The 14,885-nt window shown below is 70.8% G+C and carries 14 protein-coding genes; 7 read left to right on the forward strand and 7 right to left on the reverse strand.

From position 1 onward, the window contains the following. Positions 1–60 precede the first annotated feature (60 nt). Positions 61–1,254 (reverse strand): lipid-transfer protein, encoded by a 1,194-nt coding sequence (locus tag ACZ7M2_RS03255; RefSeq protein WP_471593912.1) that lies wholly within the window; start codon positions 1,252–1,254, stop codon positions 61–63. Positions 1,255–1,475: 221 nt separating this feature from the next. Here ACZ7M2_RS03255 and ACZ7M2_RS03260 point away from each other — a divergent pair, with 221 nt between their 5' ends. The 5 genes from ACZ7M2_RS03260 to ACZ7M2_RS03280 all read left to right on the forward strand — a co-directional run bounded on the left by ACZ7M2_RS03260 (position 1,476) and on the right by ACZ7M2_RS03280 (position 7,367). Continuing rightward, positions 1,476–3,215: an MFS transporter gene (locus ACZ7M2_RS03260; RefSeq protein ID WP_471593913.1), complete on the forward strand. Its 1,740-nt coding sequence runs from the start codon at positions 1,476–1,478 to the stop codon at positions 3,213–3,215. Positions 3,216–3,541: 326 nt separating this feature from the next. Continuing rightward, positions 3,542–4,192: a class I SAM-dependent methyltransferase gene (locus ACZ7M2_RS03265; protein WP_352045798.1), complete on the forward strand. Its 651-nt coding sequence runs from the start codon at positions 3,542–3,544 to the stop codon at positions 4,190–4,192. Positions 4,193–4,214: 22 nt separating this feature from the next. Continuing rightward, on the forward strand, positions 4,215–5,216 hold the full coding sequence (locus tag ACZ7M2_RS03270) for an N-acetylmuramoyl-L-alanine amidase (protein ID WP_471593914.1): 1,002 nt from the start codon (positions 4,215–4,217) through the stop codon (positions 5,214–5,216). A 176-nt stretch (positions 5,217–5,392) separates the two neighbouring features. Further along, entirely contained in the window at positions 5,393–6,226 is an 834-nt protein-coding gene (locus ACZ7M2_RS03275) for a hypothetical protein (protein WP_471593915.1), read from the forward strand. Positions 6,227–6,356: 130 nt separating this feature from the next. Further along, a complete protein-coding gene (locus tag ACZ7M2_RS03280) occupies positions 6,357–7,367 on the forward strand; it encodes an LLM class F420-dependent oxidoreductase (RefSeq protein WP_471593916.1) in 1,011 nt (336 codons plus the stop codon). Between the two features lie 52 nt (positions 7,368–7,419). Here ACZ7M2_RS03280 and ACZ7M2_RS03285 read toward each other — a convergent pair whose 3' ends face one another. Beyond that, positions 7,420–7,983 (reverse strand): hypothetical protein, encoded by a 564-nt coding sequence (locus tag ACZ7M2_RS03285; protein ID WP_471593917.1) that lies wholly within the window; start codon positions 7,981–7,983, stop codon positions 7,420–7,422. 156 nt (positions 7,984–8,139) lie between these two features. Here ACZ7M2_RS03285 and ACZ7M2_RS03290 point away from each other — a divergent pair, with 156 nt between their 5' ends. After that, the gene (locus tag ACZ7M2_RS03290) at positions 8,140–8,433 is read left to right on the forward strand and encodes a hypothetical protein (RefSeq protein ID WP_352045653.1); all 294 of its coding nucleotides are present in this window, start codon (positions 8,140–8,142) and stop codon (positions 8,431–8,433) included. A gap of 80 nt (positions 8,434–8,513) precedes the next feature. On the opposite strand, the gene ACZ7M2_RS03295 is transcribed toward ACZ7M2_RS03290, so the two are convergent. The 3 genes from ACZ7M2_RS03295 to ACZ7M2_RS03305 are packed head-to-tail and all read right to left on the reverse strand — an operon-like array spanning position 8,514 to position 11,940. Then, on the reverse strand, positions 8,514–9,581 hold the full coding sequence (locus tag ACZ7M2_RS03295) for a prenyltransferase (RefSeq protein ID WP_403687668.1): 1,068 nt from the start codon (positions 9,579–9,581) through the stop codon (positions 8,514–8,516). Next, the gene (locus tag ACZ7M2_RS03300; RefSeq protein ID WP_403687670.1) at positions 9,578–10,324 is read right to left on the reverse strand and encodes a class I SAM-dependent methyltransferase; all 747 of its coding nucleotides are present in this window, start codon (positions 10,322–10,324) and stop codon (positions 9,578–9,580) included. The genes ACZ7M2_RS03295 and ACZ7M2_RS03300 overlap by 4 nt, the downstream gene beginning before the upstream one ends. Beyond that, complete coding sequence (locus tag ACZ7M2_RS03305) at positions 10,318–11,940, reverse strand: glycosyltransferase family 4 protein (protein WP_471593918.1); 1,623 nt, start codon at positions 11,938–11,940, stop codon at positions 10,318–10,320. The genes ACZ7M2_RS03300 and ACZ7M2_RS03305 overlap by 7 nt, the downstream gene beginning before the upstream one ends. Positions 11,941–12,190: 250 nt before the next feature. Here ACZ7M2_RS03305 and ACZ7M2_RS03310 point away from each other — a divergent pair, with 250 nt between their 5' ends. Beyond that, entirely contained in the window at positions 12,191–12,844 is a 654-nt protein-coding gene (locus ACZ7M2_RS03310) for a TetR family transcriptional regulator (protein WP_099941091.1), read from the forward strand. Positions 12,845–13,143: 299 nt separating this feature from the next. Here ACZ7M2_RS03310 and ACZ7M2_RS03315 read toward each other — a convergent pair whose 3' ends face one another. Next, positions 13,144–13,377 carry a ferredoxin gene (locus tag ACZ7M2_RS03315; protein ID WP_054230941.1) on the reverse strand — a complete coding sequence of 78 codons (234 nt, stop codon included), beginning with the start codon at positions 13,375–13,377 and terminating at the stop codon, positions 13,144–13,146. A 2-nt stretch (positions 13,378–13,379) separates the two neighbouring features. Beyond that, entirely contained in the window at positions 13,380–14,837 is a 1,458-nt protein-coding gene (locus tag ACZ7M2_RS03320) for an aldehyde dehydrogenase (RefSeq protein WP_471593919.1), read from the reverse strand. Between the last annotated feature and the right edge of the window lie 48 nt (positions 14,838–14,885).

The raw sequence follows: 14,885 nt of genomic DNA on the forward strand, positions 1-14,885 counted from the left end.
CGAACCCGGCGTCGAGGCAGCCTCGAACATCGCGGCGGTCTGGAGCGGACCCCCTGGTGATCAGCCCGCCGCCCGGAGCAGCGTGACCACCGCCGCCCCGCCCAGCCCGATGTTGTGGGCGAGCCCGACCCGCGCGCCCGCCACCTGCCGGGGACCCGCATCGCCCCTCAACTGCCACACCAGCTCGGCCACTTGGGCGATCCCGGTCGCCCCCAGCGGATGCCCCTTGGAGATCAGCCCGCCGGACGGGTTCACGACCCACCGCCCGCCGTACGTCGTGGCCCCCGACTCGACGAGCTTGCCTGACTCCCCCTCCTCGCACATCCCGAGCGCCTCGTACGTCAGCAGCTCGTTGATGGAGAAGCAGTCGTGCAGTTCCACGACGTCCACGTCGTCGATGCCGAGCCCCGACCGCTCGTACGCCTGGCGCGCGGCCTCCCGCGACATCGGCTGTCCGACGACGTCGAGGCAGGAGCCGGACGCGAAGGACTCCTCGGTGTCGGTGGTCATGGCCTGCGCGACGATCTCGACGGCCTTGTCCGCCAGCTCGTGGCGCTCCACGAACCGTTCGGACACGACGACCGCGGCGGCGGCCCCGTCCGAGGTGGGCGAGCACTGGAGCTTCGTCAGCGGCCGGTGCACGACCCGGGCGGCGAGGATCTCGTCGACCCCGTACACGTCCTGGAACTGGGCGTAGGGATTGTTCGCCGAGTGGCGGTGGTTCTTGGCGCCGACGGCGGCGAGCTGCGCCTCGGTGGTGCCGTACTTCTCCATGTGCTCGCGCGCCGCGTCGCCGAAGATCTGCGCGGTGGGCGGCGACATCTCGAAGCCGTGCCGGGCGGCCATGACGCCGTAGTGGCGGGCCACCGGGGACGTCGAGAAGTCTCCCCCGTCCGCCCCGCCCCCCAGCGCCCCGCGCTTCATCTTCTCGAAGCCCAGCGCGAGCACGCAGTCCGCGATCCCGCCCTCGACGAACTGCCGGGCCAGCATCAGCGCGCTCGATCCGGTGGCGCAGTTGTTGTTGACGTTGTAGACGGGGACGCCGGTCAGACCGAGTTCGTACGCGGCGCGCTGGCCGGCGGTCGAGGGCTGGAAGCAGTAGCCGACAGGAACCTGTTCCACCTCGGCGTACGTGATCCCGGCGTCCGTGAGCGCGGCACTCCCTGCCTCCCGCACCATGTCCCAGTACTGCCAATCACGGGTCTCGGGCTTCTCGAACCTGGTCATCCCGACCCCGGCGACGTAGGCCTTCATGGCGCGCCAGACTAGAACACGTTTCACTTACCCGCCAGGTCTGATGCCGGGTCAGTTCTTCATGGGAAGGTCAAGATTTTGTTAGTACGCCGAAGCATCGGAATAGTTGCCTGGGCGCACCGGGTTCCTCTTGCACGTATCCCGCCCGGAATCCCGCACGGATCGCCCACCGCTCTCCTCCTCCTTCTTCCTTCTCTCTTTTGGCCTGGAGGCCTCACGCAATGACGCACACGACGACCGCCCAGCCCACCCGGAGGCCCGGCGGCGCGATCGTGCCGGTACTGGCCTTCGCGGGCATCGTTGTCGCGGTGATGCAGACCCTGCTCGTTCCGGTCATCAAGGACCTGCCGGAGCTGCTGGGCACCGCACCCAGCAACGCCACCTGGGTGATGACCTCGACGCTGCTCGCGGGAGCCGTGGCCACACCGATCATGGGCCGGCTCGGTGACCTCTACGGCAAGCGGCGGATGCTGCTCGCGAGCCTGTCCGTGATGGTCGTGGGCTCGCTCATAGCCGGTTTCACCAGCGCACTGCTGGTGATGATCGTCGGACGCGCCCTGCAGGGCTTCGCCATGGGCGCGATCCCGCTCGGCATCGGCCTGATGCGCGACATGCTGCCCCGCGAGAAGCTCGGCAAGGCGATGGCCCTCATGAGCTCCTCCATCGGCGTCGGCGGCGGACTCGCGCTGCCGGTCGCGGCCCTGGTCGCGCAGCACGCCGACTGGCACGCCCTCTTCTTCCTCGCCGCCGGTCTCGGCGCCGTCGCGATCGTCCTGACCCTCGTCGCCGTACCGGAGTCCCCGATGCGCGCCGAGGGCACCTTCGACGGACTGGGCGCGGCGGGGCTCTCCGCGGGTCTCGTCCTCTTCCTGCTGCCGATCACCAAGGGCAGCGACTGGGGCTGGACCTCGACCACCACGCTGGGCCTGTTCGCCGCGTCGGCCGTCGTCCTGCTCCTGTGGGGCGTGATGGAGCTGCGCGTGAAGGCGCCGCTGGTCGACCTGCGCACCACCGCCCGCCGCTCGGTGCTCTTCACCAACCTCGCCTCGATCATGGTCGGTGTCTCCTTCTACGTCGTCTCGCTCGTCCTGCCGCAGCTGCTCCAGCTGCCGAAGGCCACCGGCTACGGCCTCGGCCAGTCGATGGTGGTCGCGGGTCTGTGCGTGGCACCGCTCGGGCTGACGATGATGTTCACCGCGCCGGTCTACGCCCGGATCTCCGCCAAGTACGGCCCCAAGGTCACCCTGATCCTCGGCATGCTGATCATCGCGATCGGCTACGGCGCCGGCCTCGGCCTGATGAGCGCCGCCTGGCAGACCATCGTGATCTCGGTGGTCCTGGGCGCGGGCATCGGCCTCGCCTACTCCTCGCTTCCGGCGCTGATCGTCGGCTCCGTCCCGGCCTCGGAGACGGGCGCGGCCAATGGCCTCAACACCCTGATGCGCTCGATCGGCACGTCGGTCTCCAGCGCCGTCATCGGCATGGTCCTCGCCAACACCGCGAACAACGTCGGCGGCGTCGAGGTCCCCACCATGCACGGCTTCCGGGTCTCCTTCCTGATCGCCACCGGCGCGGTCGCCGTCGGTCTGCTCTTCGCCCTGCTGCTGCCGGGCCGGCGTCCGGCGACCAAGCCGCAGCTGCGCGCGAGCAGCGAGGAGGACGCGGCCCTGGAGCGCGCCCAGGAGGTGCTCCGCGGCTTCCGCGGCCGGGTGCTGGACGCCGACGGCGGCACGGTCGCCCGTGCCAAGGTCACCCTGATCGACCGGCGGGGCCGCCAGGCGGGCGCCACGCTCTCCGAGGCGGACGGCAGCTACGTGCTCGCCGTGCCCGCCGAGGGCGCGTACGTCCTCGCGGCCAGGGCACCGGGCCACGGCCCGCTCGCCTCCTCGGCGACCCACTCCGGCGACGACCGTCCCGTCGAGCTGGACCTCGCGCTGCCGAGCGAGACCGTTCACGCCTAAGCGCTCCGCTGGAAGTGCGGGGAGGTGCCGTCGATCGTCTGCGGCGCACTCGTGGCCGGTCGCGCAGTTCCCCGCGCCCCTTCAGGGCGCTGCCGAACCGCAGCGGACTTCGCCCGACCCGCTTAGGTCCTGTCGTCAAATTCCCGTCTGTCCATCCCCACCCACACCCCCGTCGCCGCTGCGACGGGGGTGTGGTGCACCATGGGGCGCTCACCGGCACGTACACGCGGACCCGCACCCGCACTCGCACAGGCACAGGCACAGGCACAGGCAGACGTGCGACGCTGCCGTTCGCACCCGATGGAGGACCCCCGATGCAGGACCCCATGCCCGCGGCACCCAAGCCGGAGATCCTGGCCGCCTTCGAGGCCGCGAAGGGGTTCATGCCGCTCCATGAGGGGCTCGCGCTGTACGAGGCCGCCCTCGATGCGGGCCGGCTCGGACTGCCCCTCCTGGAGGTCGGCACGTACTGCGGGCGCTCCACGATCCTGCTCGCGGACGCGGCGCGCGCGGCCGGGGTGACGGCGATCACCGTCGACCACCACCGGGGCAGCGAGGAACAGCAGCCCGGGTGGGAGTACCACGACCCGGCCACGGTCGACCCCGAGATCGGCCGGATGGACACCCTTCCCACCTTCCGCCGCACCCTCCACAAGGCAGGCCTGGAGGACCAGGTGGTCGCGATGGTCGGCCGCTCGCCGCAGATCGCCGCCTTCTGGCGCACGCCCCTCGGTCTCGTCTTCATCGACGGCGGCCACACGGACGAGCACGCCTCCGGCGACTACGAGGGCTGGGCGCCGCACGTCGCCGAGGGCGGCCTCCTCCTCATCCACGACGTGTTCCCCGACCCGGCCGACGAGTTCACCGGCCAGGCCCCCTACCGCGTCTACCTCCGGGCCCTGGAGTCCGGCGCGTTCACCGAGGTCTCGGCGACCGACTCGCTGCGCGTCCTGCGGCGAACGGGAGCGGGGATCTGAGAGCGCGGTTAGAGTCGCAGACGTGTCGTACGTAGGTCCTGACTTCGATCCTCCCCACCCCCGCCGCTCCCGGCGTGGGCCGATGACGCTGGCGGTCGCCGCGCTGGTGCCGGGGGCACTGGTGGGGTGGCTGGTGTGGCAGGCGGTGGGTGACTCGGGCGGCGGGGGCAGTACGTCCGCCACGTCGACGACCTCCTCGGGCACACCCGGGGCTTCCTCCGCGGCACCCGGATCCGCCTCCGCCGCGGCGCGGACACCGAGCGCGTCCGGGACGGACGACGGGAAGCCGCCGAGCTCGACCTTCTCCGGCCCCGCCACTCCCGCGGTCTCGGACCTGCCCGCCGCCGCGGGCCCCCTCAAGGGCAAGGTCGTCGTCGTCGACCCGGGCCACAACCCCGGCAACTTCCAGCACTCGGCCGACATCAACCGCAAGGTGAACATCGGCACGAACTGGAAGGAGTGCGACACGACCGGCACGTCGACCAACGCGGGTTACACGGAAGCCCGGTTCACGCTCGACGTCGCCCGTCGGCTGCGCACGCTCCTGCAACAGGAGGGCGCCACGGTGAAGTTCACCCAGGACGGCGACCGTTCCTGGGGCCCGTGCGTCGACGAGCGGGCCCGCATCGGCAACGACGCGCACGCCGACGCGGTCATCTCCATCCATGCGGACGGCTCCGCGGCCGGTAACCGCGGCTTCCACGTCATCCTCCCGGCGTCCGTCCACTCCGGCTCCGCCGACACTCGCGCGATCGTCGCCCCCTCCCGCGATCTCGGCGAGCGCATCGCAGGCAACTTCGTCCGTGACACCGGCAGCGCGCCCTCCAACTACATCGGCGGCGGCACCGGTCTCGACGTCCGCAGTGATCTCGGCGGTCTCAATCTGTCAACGGTTCCGAAGGTGTTCATCGAATGCGGCAACATGCGCGATAGCAAGGACGCCGCGTTGCTGACCAGCGGCGCATGGCGGCAGAAGGCGGCGCGTGGGATCTCTGAGGGAATCGTGAGTTTCCTGCGCGGGTAGTGATCGGCGGATCGAACCCGACGGACACCCTGATCGGACGGGCGATAGTGTCGTCCCTACGATGAGGGGCCACCCCCGCGCTTCACACCACGGCCTGAGGGCTCCATGCCCGACGACAACACGGTGTCAGCGACGCCTCCACCGATGACGAGACGACTGAACCGAAGGACCTTGAAGTGAATATCCGCTCCCTCACTCGAGGCGACGGCGTGGTGATCGGAGCAGCGGTGTTGCTGTTCATCGCGTCGTTCCTCCACACGTACGACAGCTCCGGCAGCAACGCCCCCAATGCCTGGGACAACCTGGGCCTCGTGATGAGCATGTACGTCGGTGGCATCATCGGTGCGGCTCTGATCATTGTCTCCCGCTCGCTCCCGCAGCCGCGCAAGGTCATCGGGCTCGACCTCGGCCAGCTCGGGGTAGCGCTGTCGATCTTCGCCGCGTGGACCGCCTTCTGGACCATCGTCGACCCTCTGGGCGCCTTCAGCGACAGCTTCGGCAGCGCGAACATCAGCTCGGGCTCCGGCCTCATCCTCGGCCTGATCGCCACCCTGATCCTGGCCGGCGCCGCCATCGCCACCCCCCTCGTCCCGGCCCTGCAGGCCGCGCTCGTGCCCGCTCCCAAGCCCGCCGCGCCCCAGCCCTACGGCGCCCAGCCGCCCGGGGGTTACGGCTACCCCGGCGCGCAGCAGCAGGGTCAGCCCTTCGGGGGGCAACCGCAGCAGGGGCAGCCGCAGCAGGGGCAGGCGTTCGGCGGCGGGCCCAGCCAGCCGCAGCAGGCGCCGGCCCCGCAACCGCAGCCGCCCGCCGGTGACTTCTCGCCGTTCTGGTTCGCCGTGCCGGTGCCGCGTCCGCTGTTCTCGGAGGACGGTTCGCAGGCGCCGATCGCCGAACTCGCGCCGGGCACCTGGTACCTGGCCGTGGAACAGCGCGGTGCGAGCCTGGTGGCGCAGACGCAGGACGGCCGTCGCGGCGTGCTGCAGGACACCTCCGGGATCCAGCGCGGCTGACCTGCCGCGCCCGCTCCCGCTATGGCCACCCACGGCCCCTCGTCCTTTCGGGCGGGGGGCCGTTGCCGTACAGTCGGCTGGCGCGCGCACATGACTGACGCATCGTCAGAACCTAACTCCTGGAGGGTTCATGCGGCTCGGCCTCGCACTCGGCTACTGGGGGCGCGGCCCCTCCGCGGACCATCTGCCGCTCGCCCAGGAGGCGGAGCGGCTCGGCTACCACTCCGTGTGGACCGCCGAGTCCTGGGGCTCGGACGTCTTCACCCCGCTGACCTGGATCGCCGCGCACACGACCCGTATCCGGCTCGGCACGGCCGTCGCGCAGATGGCCGCCCGCTCCCCCACGACCACCGCGATGCACGCGCTCACCCTCGACCACCTCTCGGGCGGGCGCATGATGCTCGGCCTCGGGCTGTCGGGGCCCCAAGTCGTGGAGGGCTGGTACGGCCGTCCGTTCCCGAAGTCGCCGCTGACCGCGACCCGGGAATACGTCGACGTCGTACGCCAAGTCCTCAGGCGCGAAGGGCCCGTCGAGCTCGACGGCCGCTTCCACAAGCACCCCTACCGGGGCGAGGACGGCACCGGGCTCGGCAAACCGCTGAAGCCGATCACGCATCCGCTCCGCGCCGACCTGCCGATCCTGCTCGGCGCCGAGGGGCCGAAGAACATCGCGCAGACGACCCGGATCGCGGACGGCTGGCTGCCGCTGTACTGGTCGCCGACCCGCCCAGGGGCCTACGAGGCGGCGCTGAGCGATCTCCCCGCCGACTTCCTCGTCGCGCCCATGGCCCATGTCCGCGTCTGCGACGACGTCGCCAAAGGGCTGCTGCCCGTGAAGGCGATGCTCGGCTTCTACATCGGCGGGATGGGGCACGCGGCGCGCAACTTCCACGCCGATCTGATGGCACGGATGGGGTACGAGGAGGAGGCCCGGCTCATCCAGGAGCTGTTCCTCGCCGGACGCCGCCAGGAGGCGGTGCTCGCCGTCCCGGACGCGTTCGCCGACGACATCTCCCTCGTCGGACCGCGTGAACGCATCGCCGAGCGGCTGGAGTTGTGGCGCAAGGGCCCGGTGACGGACCTGCTGGTCCTGTCACCGGACCCTCACACGCTACGGGTCCTCGCCGAGCTCAACTCGTAGGTCCGGACGGGAGTTTGACGACGGGGCCCAGGAGCGACGGGGCGGGCGGGGCTCAGCCGCCGGACAGCTGCGAGGCCGACGGCACCTTGTCGGTGACCGGGGCGCCCGCGCTCTTGCCCGCGTCCTTCACCTTGTTGATGATGTCGTCGAACGAGCCCACGGTCGCGTCCGTCGCATCGCCCTTGCGGAGCTTGGACGGCAGGTTCTTGAGGGCGTCGATGCCCGCGGTGAGCGGGGCGACGGCCTTGGACAGCGTGGGGTCGCCCTGGGCGTTCCTGCTCGCGGCCTTGAGCCGGTTGTAGGCGAACGTGCCGGCCAGGGCCGCCTTGATCAGGGCGGTCCTGCGGCCCTTGGCGCCCTTCTTGAACTTGCCGGCCTTCCAGGGCTTCACGATCCACTGGTAGGTGGCTCCGGCGGCCAGGCCCGCGTTCGCCACGAAGCGGGTCTTGGAGAGCTTCTGTTTCTCCACGGTGCTGCTGCTGGACGGGGTGGCGGCCGCCACGACGGCGGCGGTGTCCTTGGTGGCACTGCTGCCACTGCCGCAGGCCGTGGCGCCGGCAAGCAGGGCGCAACAGACGGTGAGCGCCACGACGAGGCGCCGTATCGGTACGGGCACGGTGTCCTCCGGGGAAGGGAACGGTTCTCCCGGTTTCCGGGAGACACGGCTCTTCCAGCAGGCTCACCCGAACCCGGCCGCCGCGCCACTCGAGCGAGGCGTTCGGGTTCCGTCCCCCAGGGGTTTCATCCGCGAATACGCGGCAACCCGGAGGTCATGTCCCCTCGATATCGCAACGGTTCCAACCAAGCGGGCACGGTCGTCGCGATCGTCGCCGACGTGATGGCCGTCATCCTCGGCCTGTGGATCCTGATGTACCTCCTGGACGCGAACCGGGCCAACGACCTGGTCCAGTTCGTCCACAACGTGGCGAGCTGGCTGGCCGGCTGGTCCCGCGACCTGTTCACCTTCGACAGGGCGTGGGCGCGCGTGGTCGCGGGTTACGGCCTGGCCGCCGTCGTGTACCTCTTCGTCGGCCACGCCATCGCCAACCGCATGCACCGCCACTGAGCCGCCCCCGCCGCGCTGCCGCCAGGCCCCAGGCCGGACCGGGCCCAGGGGCCGGACCGAGCCCAGGGGCCGGACAGGTCCTAGCAGCACTCCGCGTCGAGACCCAGCGGCAGGCGCTCGCCGCCGAAGACCGCGCAGGTCGCCTCGTCGCCGCCGAGCGCGGCGACGGCGAGGAGCAGCGAGCCGGCCGTCCAGCTGGTGAGTTCCTCGGGCCAGATCGTCCGGGCGTCGAAGACGTAGCCCGTCCAGTAGAGGCCCGTCTTCGGGTCGCGCAGGTGCTGGATGGACTGGAGGATCTCCAGAGCACGGTCGGACTCGCCCACGGCCCACAGCGCCAGGGCGAGTTCGGCCGACTCACCGCCGGTCACCCACGGGTTGGGCACCACACAGCGCACGCCGAGCCCCGGGACCACGAACCGGTCCCAGCCCTCCGCTATCCGGGCCTCGGCCTCGGCGCCGGTCAACGCGCCGCCGAGCACCGGGTAGTACCAGTCCATCGAGTAGCGGTCCTTGTCGAGGAACCGCTCGGGGTGCCTGCGGATCGCGTGCCGCAGTGCGCCGACCGCCAACTCCCAGTCGGGCTGCGGCTCTTCGCGTTGCTCGGCGATGGCGAGCGCGCAGCGCAGCGCGTGGTGGATGGACGAACTCCCGGTCAGCAGGCCGTCCTCGACCGCCGTGCCGTCGTCCTCGCGCTTCCAGCCGATCTGCCCGCCGGGCTGCTGGAGGCGCAGCACGAACTCCACGGCCGCGTAGACCGCGGGCCACATCCGGTCGAGGAAGGTGTCGTCGCCGGTCGCGAGGTAGTGGTGCCAGACGCCGACCGCGATGTAGGCGCAGAAGTTGGTCTCGCGACCGCGGTCGGTGACGTCGTCCGCGTCCCCGTCGGCGTAGGCCGCGTACCAGGATCCGTCCTGGTTCTGGTGCCGGGCCAGCCAGTCGTACGCCCGCTCGGCCGCCTCGTGCTCCCCCGCCGCGTCCAGTGCCATGGCCGCCTCGGTGTGGTCCCACGGGTCGAGGTGGTGCCCGCGGAACCACGGTATGGCGCCGTCGGGTCGCTGCACCCCGAGGATGGCCCGCACCGTGGCGGCGGCCTCCTCGGCGGTGAGGACCCCGGGCAGGACGAGGTGTTCTGTCCGGGGCGTGGTCACGAAGCGTCCACCGCGGCAGCGTCGAGGGGCAGGTGGGGCTTGGTCGCGTACGCCACGAAGCTCTTGCCGATCAGCGGGTTCAGCGCGTTCTCGGCGACCCGGGTGGCCAGGGGCTTCTTCATGATGTCCCAGACCAGCAGCTTGTGGTACGCCCGCACGGGCAGCACCTTGTCGTTGTCGACGCCGAACGCGCACTTCAGCCACCAGTAGGGGCTGTGCAGGGCGTGAGCATGATGGGTGCCGTACGGCTTGAGCCCGGCCTCCTTCATCTTGCCCAGCAGTTCGTCCGCCTTGTAGATGCGGATGTGGCCGCCCTCGACCTCGTGGTACGCGTCGGACAGGGTCCAGCAGACCTTCTCCGGTCCGTAGCGCGGCACGGTGATCGCTATGCGCCCGCCCGGCTTCAGCACGCGCACCATCTCGGCGAGGACGCCCTTGTCGTCCGGGATGTGCTCCATGACCTCGGAGATGATCACGACGTCGAAGGACGCGTCGGGGAAGGGCAGCGCGAGCGCGTCGCCCTCCATCGCCGTCGCGGTGGCGCCGGCCGGGGCCTCGCCCGCCTCCTTCATCGCCGCGAACCACTTGGCGACCTCGCGGATCTCCTCGCCGTTCTGGTCCAGCGCGACGACCTGGGCGCCGCGCCGGTAGCACTCGAACGCGTGCCGGCCGGCACCGCATCCGAGGTCCAGTACGCGGTCGCCCGGGGCGAGCGGGAACCGGGAGAAGTCGACGGTCAGCACGTGGCCCTGCTTTCACGATCGGAGGTGGGGGTGACGCCCGTCGCCGGGCCGAAATCTACGGGGCCGGGGGTCCCTGCGGGGCCGGTGGTGGAGCCGGCGCCGGGGGCGGAGACAGCGCCCGCACCGACCGTGGCGACGGCTGCCGGGGCGGGGGCGGGAGCGTCCGGCGCGACGGCACCCGCCACGGCGGCCTCGCGGGCGGAGGCCGCCACCACGGCGGACGCCTGCGTGTCCGGCGCCGCAGCGTCCGTCAGGGCGATACCCGGCGCGACGTGGCTTCCCCCGCGCGAGCGGAGCCGAGCGTGGGAGTGGGCCATTGCCTCGCGGTAGTGGGCCACCGTGCCCTCGGCGGCACGGGCCCAGGTGAAGCGGTCCAGTACCCGCGCGCGCCCGGCGGAGCCGAGCCGTGCCCCGAGTTCCGGGTCGCCCAGCACCCGACTCAGCGCGGCGGCCAGCGCCCCCGAGTCGCCGGGCGGAACCGCGAGGCAGGTCTCGCCGTCGGGTCCGGCGACCTCCGGGATCGCCCCGCCGGTGGTGGCCACCAGCGGCGTCCCCGTGGCCATCGCCTCGGCGGCGGGCAGGGAGAACCCCTCGTACAGGGAGGGCACGCAGGCGACCTCGGCGGACCGTACGAGGTCGACGAGCTCCGCGTCCGAGATGCCCTTGACGAACTCGACGGCGCGTTCGAGGCCGTAGCGCTCTATGGCCTGAGCGACCGGCCCGTCCTCGGCACGCTTGCCCACGACGACGAGATGCGCGCCGGGGTGCTCGGTGCGCACCTTGGCGAGCGCCTCGACGAGGTGGATGAGCCCCTTGAGGGGCACGTCCGCGCTGGACGTGGTGACGATCCGGCCCGGCACCTGCGGCACGGACGGATCGGGCGAGAAGAGGTCGGTGTCCGCGCCGATGTGCACGACGTGGACACGGTCCCGGGCGACGCCCAGATGGTCGACGATCTCCTGCTGCGAGCTGCCGGAGACGGTGAGCACGGACGGCAGACGGCGCGCGACACGCTTCTGCATGCGCGTGAAGGCGTACCAGCGGCGCACGGACGCGCGGCGTCTGCGCCCCTCGGCGGCGTCGAGCTCCAACTGGCGGTCGACGGTGATGGGGTGGTGGATGGTGGTGACCAGCGGCGCGCCGACGTCGCCCAGCAGCCCGTACCCGAGCGTCTGGTTGTCGTGCACGACGTCGAAGTCCCCGCGCCGGGCGCGCAGATGACGGCGGGCGCGCAGGGAGAAGGTCAGGGGTTCGGGAAAGCCGCCGGTCCACATCGTGCCGACCTCGACCGCGTCGATCCAGTCGCGGAACTCCTCGCGCTTCGGGGTGCGAAAGGGGTCCGGCTGGCGGTACAGGTCGAGGCTGGGCAGTTCCGTGAGGGTGAGGTTGTGGCTCAGCTCGGGGAGGTTCTCGTCCAGCACGGGGTACGGCTGGGATCCGATGACCTCGACCCGGTGGCCGAGGCGGGCCAGTTCGCGCGAGAGGTGCCGTACGTACACGCCCTGACCGCCGCAGAACGGGTTCCCCTTGTACGTGAGGAGCGCGATGCGCAACGGTCCGTCACCGTTGGTGGCCGCGCCCGCTCCGGGGCCCGCCTCCATGGCCTCAGCGGTCACTTACGGCCCCCTTCTCCCTGCACTTTCCCGCGAGATTACGCCGGGACGCTAATCTAGAACAAGTTTCAGACTTGATCGTTCGAGGAGCACTGAATCTACCGGCAGGTAGCGTCTCTGTGAGCAGTGGATCAGGTGATCCGCGCCACGACGGAAGCGTCGGAGCGGATGACATGACGGATGTGTTCTGACCCACGGAAGTGTCTGCCATGCTGTCTCGTCGCTCCTCCAGCTGAACCACGGAACGGGACCCATGCCTGCGGAAGTCAAGGTGGAAGCCAAGTCCGCGCGACCCGCCGCGCAGCCGGCCTCTCCCCCGCTCACCGAGCGGCAGGAGGCACGCCGCCGCCGGATCCTGCACGCGAGCGCGCAGTTGGCCAGCCGGGGCGGCTTCGACGCGGTGCAGATGCGCGAGGTCGCGGAGTCCTCGCAGGTCGCCCTCGGCACGCTGTACCGCTACTTCCCCTCGAAGGTCCATCTGCTGGTCGCCACCATGCAGGACCAGTTGGAGCACATGCACGGCACCCTCCGCAAGAAGCCGCCGGCCGGGGACACGGCGGCGGAGCGGGTGGCGGAGACGCTGATGCGGGCCTTCCGCGCCCTGCAGCGCGAGCCGCACCTCGCGGACGCCATGGTCCGCGCGCTGACCTTCGCGGACCGCAGTGTGAGCCCCGAGGTCGACCAGGTGTCCCGGCAGACCACGGTGATCATCCTGGACGCGATGGGGCTGGACGACCCGAGCCCCGCCCAGCTCTCCGCGGTCCGGGTCATCGAGCACACCTGGCACTCGGCCCTGATCACCTGGCTCTCCGGCCGCGCCTCCATCGCCCAGGTCAAGATCGACATCGAGACGGTGTGCCGCCTGATCGATCTGACGGAGCCGACCGAGCCGACCGAGAAGCCCTAGGCATGCTGTGGGTGCACGAAGGTCGGTGCACGAAGGCACGTGAAAACCTACGAGACGGGTTCCCTTCGCCGGCATGGTCCGGATCAGGTAATGGAGGTCGCCTTCCGGTCCGACTACTACCTTCAGGCCTCTCAGCCCGACCGTCGACGTCGGCCCCGGCGGAAGTTGCTGCCTCTCGCCAAAGTCGGCTACTCCGGTTGAACTCCCTCACTCGCCTCGTAGGCCACTACCAGCATAGAACGCCTACAGCCGAATGAAACCACCCAAAGAGGGACTTTTTTTCGACATCGCGCCCCACCTCAGTCCTCCGGTGGAAACACCGGCTCCCCGCTGCCCAGCAGCGTGATCATGATGGCCTCCACCGGACAGCTCTCCGCCGCCTCCAGGATCTTCTCGTTCGCGTCGGTCTCCGCCTCGGCCGGATGCGACTGCATGGCGGTGTCGAGCCGGAAGGCCTCCGGGGCGCGGTGGACGCACTGGGCGGAGCCGATGCAGACGGAGCGGTCGACCTCGACCCCCCAGCGGTCACCCATCCTCAGGTCTCCCAGCCGGCCGGCAGGTGGATCATCTTGTGCTCAAGGAACTCGCCGTACCCTTCGGGCCCGAACTCCCGCCCCAGCCCCGAGTTCTTGTAGCCGCCGAAGGGGCCGAGCATGTCGAGGCTGAAGGTGTTCACGGAGTACGTGCCGGTACGGACCTGCCGCGCGACGTCGATGCCGTGCGCGACGTCCGCCGTCCAGACGCTGCCGCTCAGCCCGTAGTCGGAGTCGTTGGCGATCTTCACGGCCTCGTCCTCGTCGCCGTACGGGAGAAGGCAGATCACCGGCCCGAAGATCTCCTCCCGAGCGATCCGCATGGAGTTGTCGACGTCTCCGAAGAGGGTCGGCTCGACGTACCAGCCCCGGTCGAGCCCGTGCGGACGGCCACCGCCCGTGAGGATCTTGGCGCCTTCCTCCTGGCCGATGCGGATGTAGTCGAGGTTGCGCTGCTGCTGGCGCCTGGCGACCAGCGGACCGACCTGGGTGGCCGGGTCCAGCGGGTCCCCGACGACCAGCGCGCCCGCCGCCGCGGCGAAGGCGTCCGCGAACTCGTCGTAGCGCGAGCGCGGCAGCAGGATCCGGGTCTGCGCGACGCACGCCTGCCCATTGTTCATCCAGGCCGCCGAGACGATTCCGGGGACGGCGGTGGCGAGGTCCGCGTCCGGCAGGACCACCGCCGCCGACTTCCCGCCCAGCTCCAGCGTCACACGGGTGAGGTTGCGCGAGGCGACCTCCATCACGCGCCGGCCGGCCGCGACCGATCCGGTGAAGGAGACCTTGTCGATGCCGGGGTGTCCGACCAGGTACTCGCTGACCTCGCGATCGGCGGGCAGGATCGACAGGACGCCCTCCGGCAGCCCGGCCTCCTTCGCGATCTCTCCCAGCAGATAGGCGTCCAGCGGCGATTCGGGCGACGGCTTCAGTACGACCGTGCAGCCGGTCAGCAGCGCGGGCGCGAGTTTGGCGGCCGCCACGAACTGCGGCACGTTCCACGGCACCACGGCCGCGACCACGCCCACCGGCTCGCGCCGCACGAGGATCCGCCCGAGGACGCCGTCGCGTGTCTCCTCGTACGTGAAGTTCCGCGCGACCGTGAGCGCCGCGTCCCACACCATCATCGCGCCGAGGGCCTGCGCGAGGACGCTCCAGGAGTACGGGGAGCCGTTCTCGGAGGAGATGACCCGGGCGATCTCCTCGTGCCGTACCGCGATCCCGTCCTTGATCCGGGTGACGACCTCGATCCGCTCGTCGAGGCTCATCCGGGGCCAGGGCCCTTCGTCGAACGCCCGGCGCGCGACCGCGACCGCCCGGTCCACGTCCTCGGTCGACGCGTGCGGGACGCGTCCGATGACCTCCTCGGTGTGCGGCGAGATCACCTCGATGACGTCCTTGCCCAGGGGGTCCGTCAACTCCCCGCCTATGAACAGCTGTCCGTGCTCCACGAGCTCGGTCATGACCGACCGCCTCCCTGGTTTCTGACGCTTCATCAGATATGAGAACTG

The organism is Streptomyces sp. NPDC111507 (genome assembly GCF_055638955.1).

Excerpts from the sequence above, each read along its gene's own strand:
- ACZ7M2_RS03255 (WP_471593912.1), bottom strand. The coding sequence starts at position 1,254 with ATGAAGGCCTACGTCGCCGGGGTCGGGATGACCAGGTTCGAGAAGCCC.
- ACZ7M2_RS03260 (WP_471593913.1), top strand. The coding sequence starts at position 1,476 with ATGACGCACACGACGACCGCCCAGCCCACCCGGAGGCCCGGCGGCGCG.
- ACZ7M2_RS03265 (WP_352045798.1), top strand. The coding sequence starts at position 3,542 with ATGCCCGCGGCACCCAAGCCGGAGATCCTGGCCGCCTTCGAGGCCGCG.
- ACZ7M2_RS03280 (WP_471593916.1), top strand. The coding sequence starts at position 6,357 with ATGCGGCTCGGCCTCGCACTCGGCTACTGGGGGCGCGGCCCCTCCGCG.
- ACZ7M2_RS03290 (WP_352045653.1), top strand. The coding sequence starts at position 8,140 with ATGTCCCCTCGATATCGCAACGGTTCCAACCAAGCGGGCACGGTCGTC.
- ACZ7M2_RS03310 (WP_099941091.1), top strand. The coding sequence starts at position 12,191 with ATGCCTGCGGAAGTCAAGGTGGAAGCCAAGTCCGCGCGACCCGCCGCG.
- ACZ7M2_RS03315 (WP_054230941.1), bottom strand. The coding sequence starts at position 13,377 with ATGGGTGACCGCTGGGGGGTCGAGGTCGACCGCTCCGTCTGCATCGGC.
- ACZ7M2_RS03320 (WP_471593919.1), bottom strand. The coding sequence starts at position 14,837 with ATGACCGAGCTCGTGGAGCACGGACAGCTGTTCATAGGCGGGGAGTTG.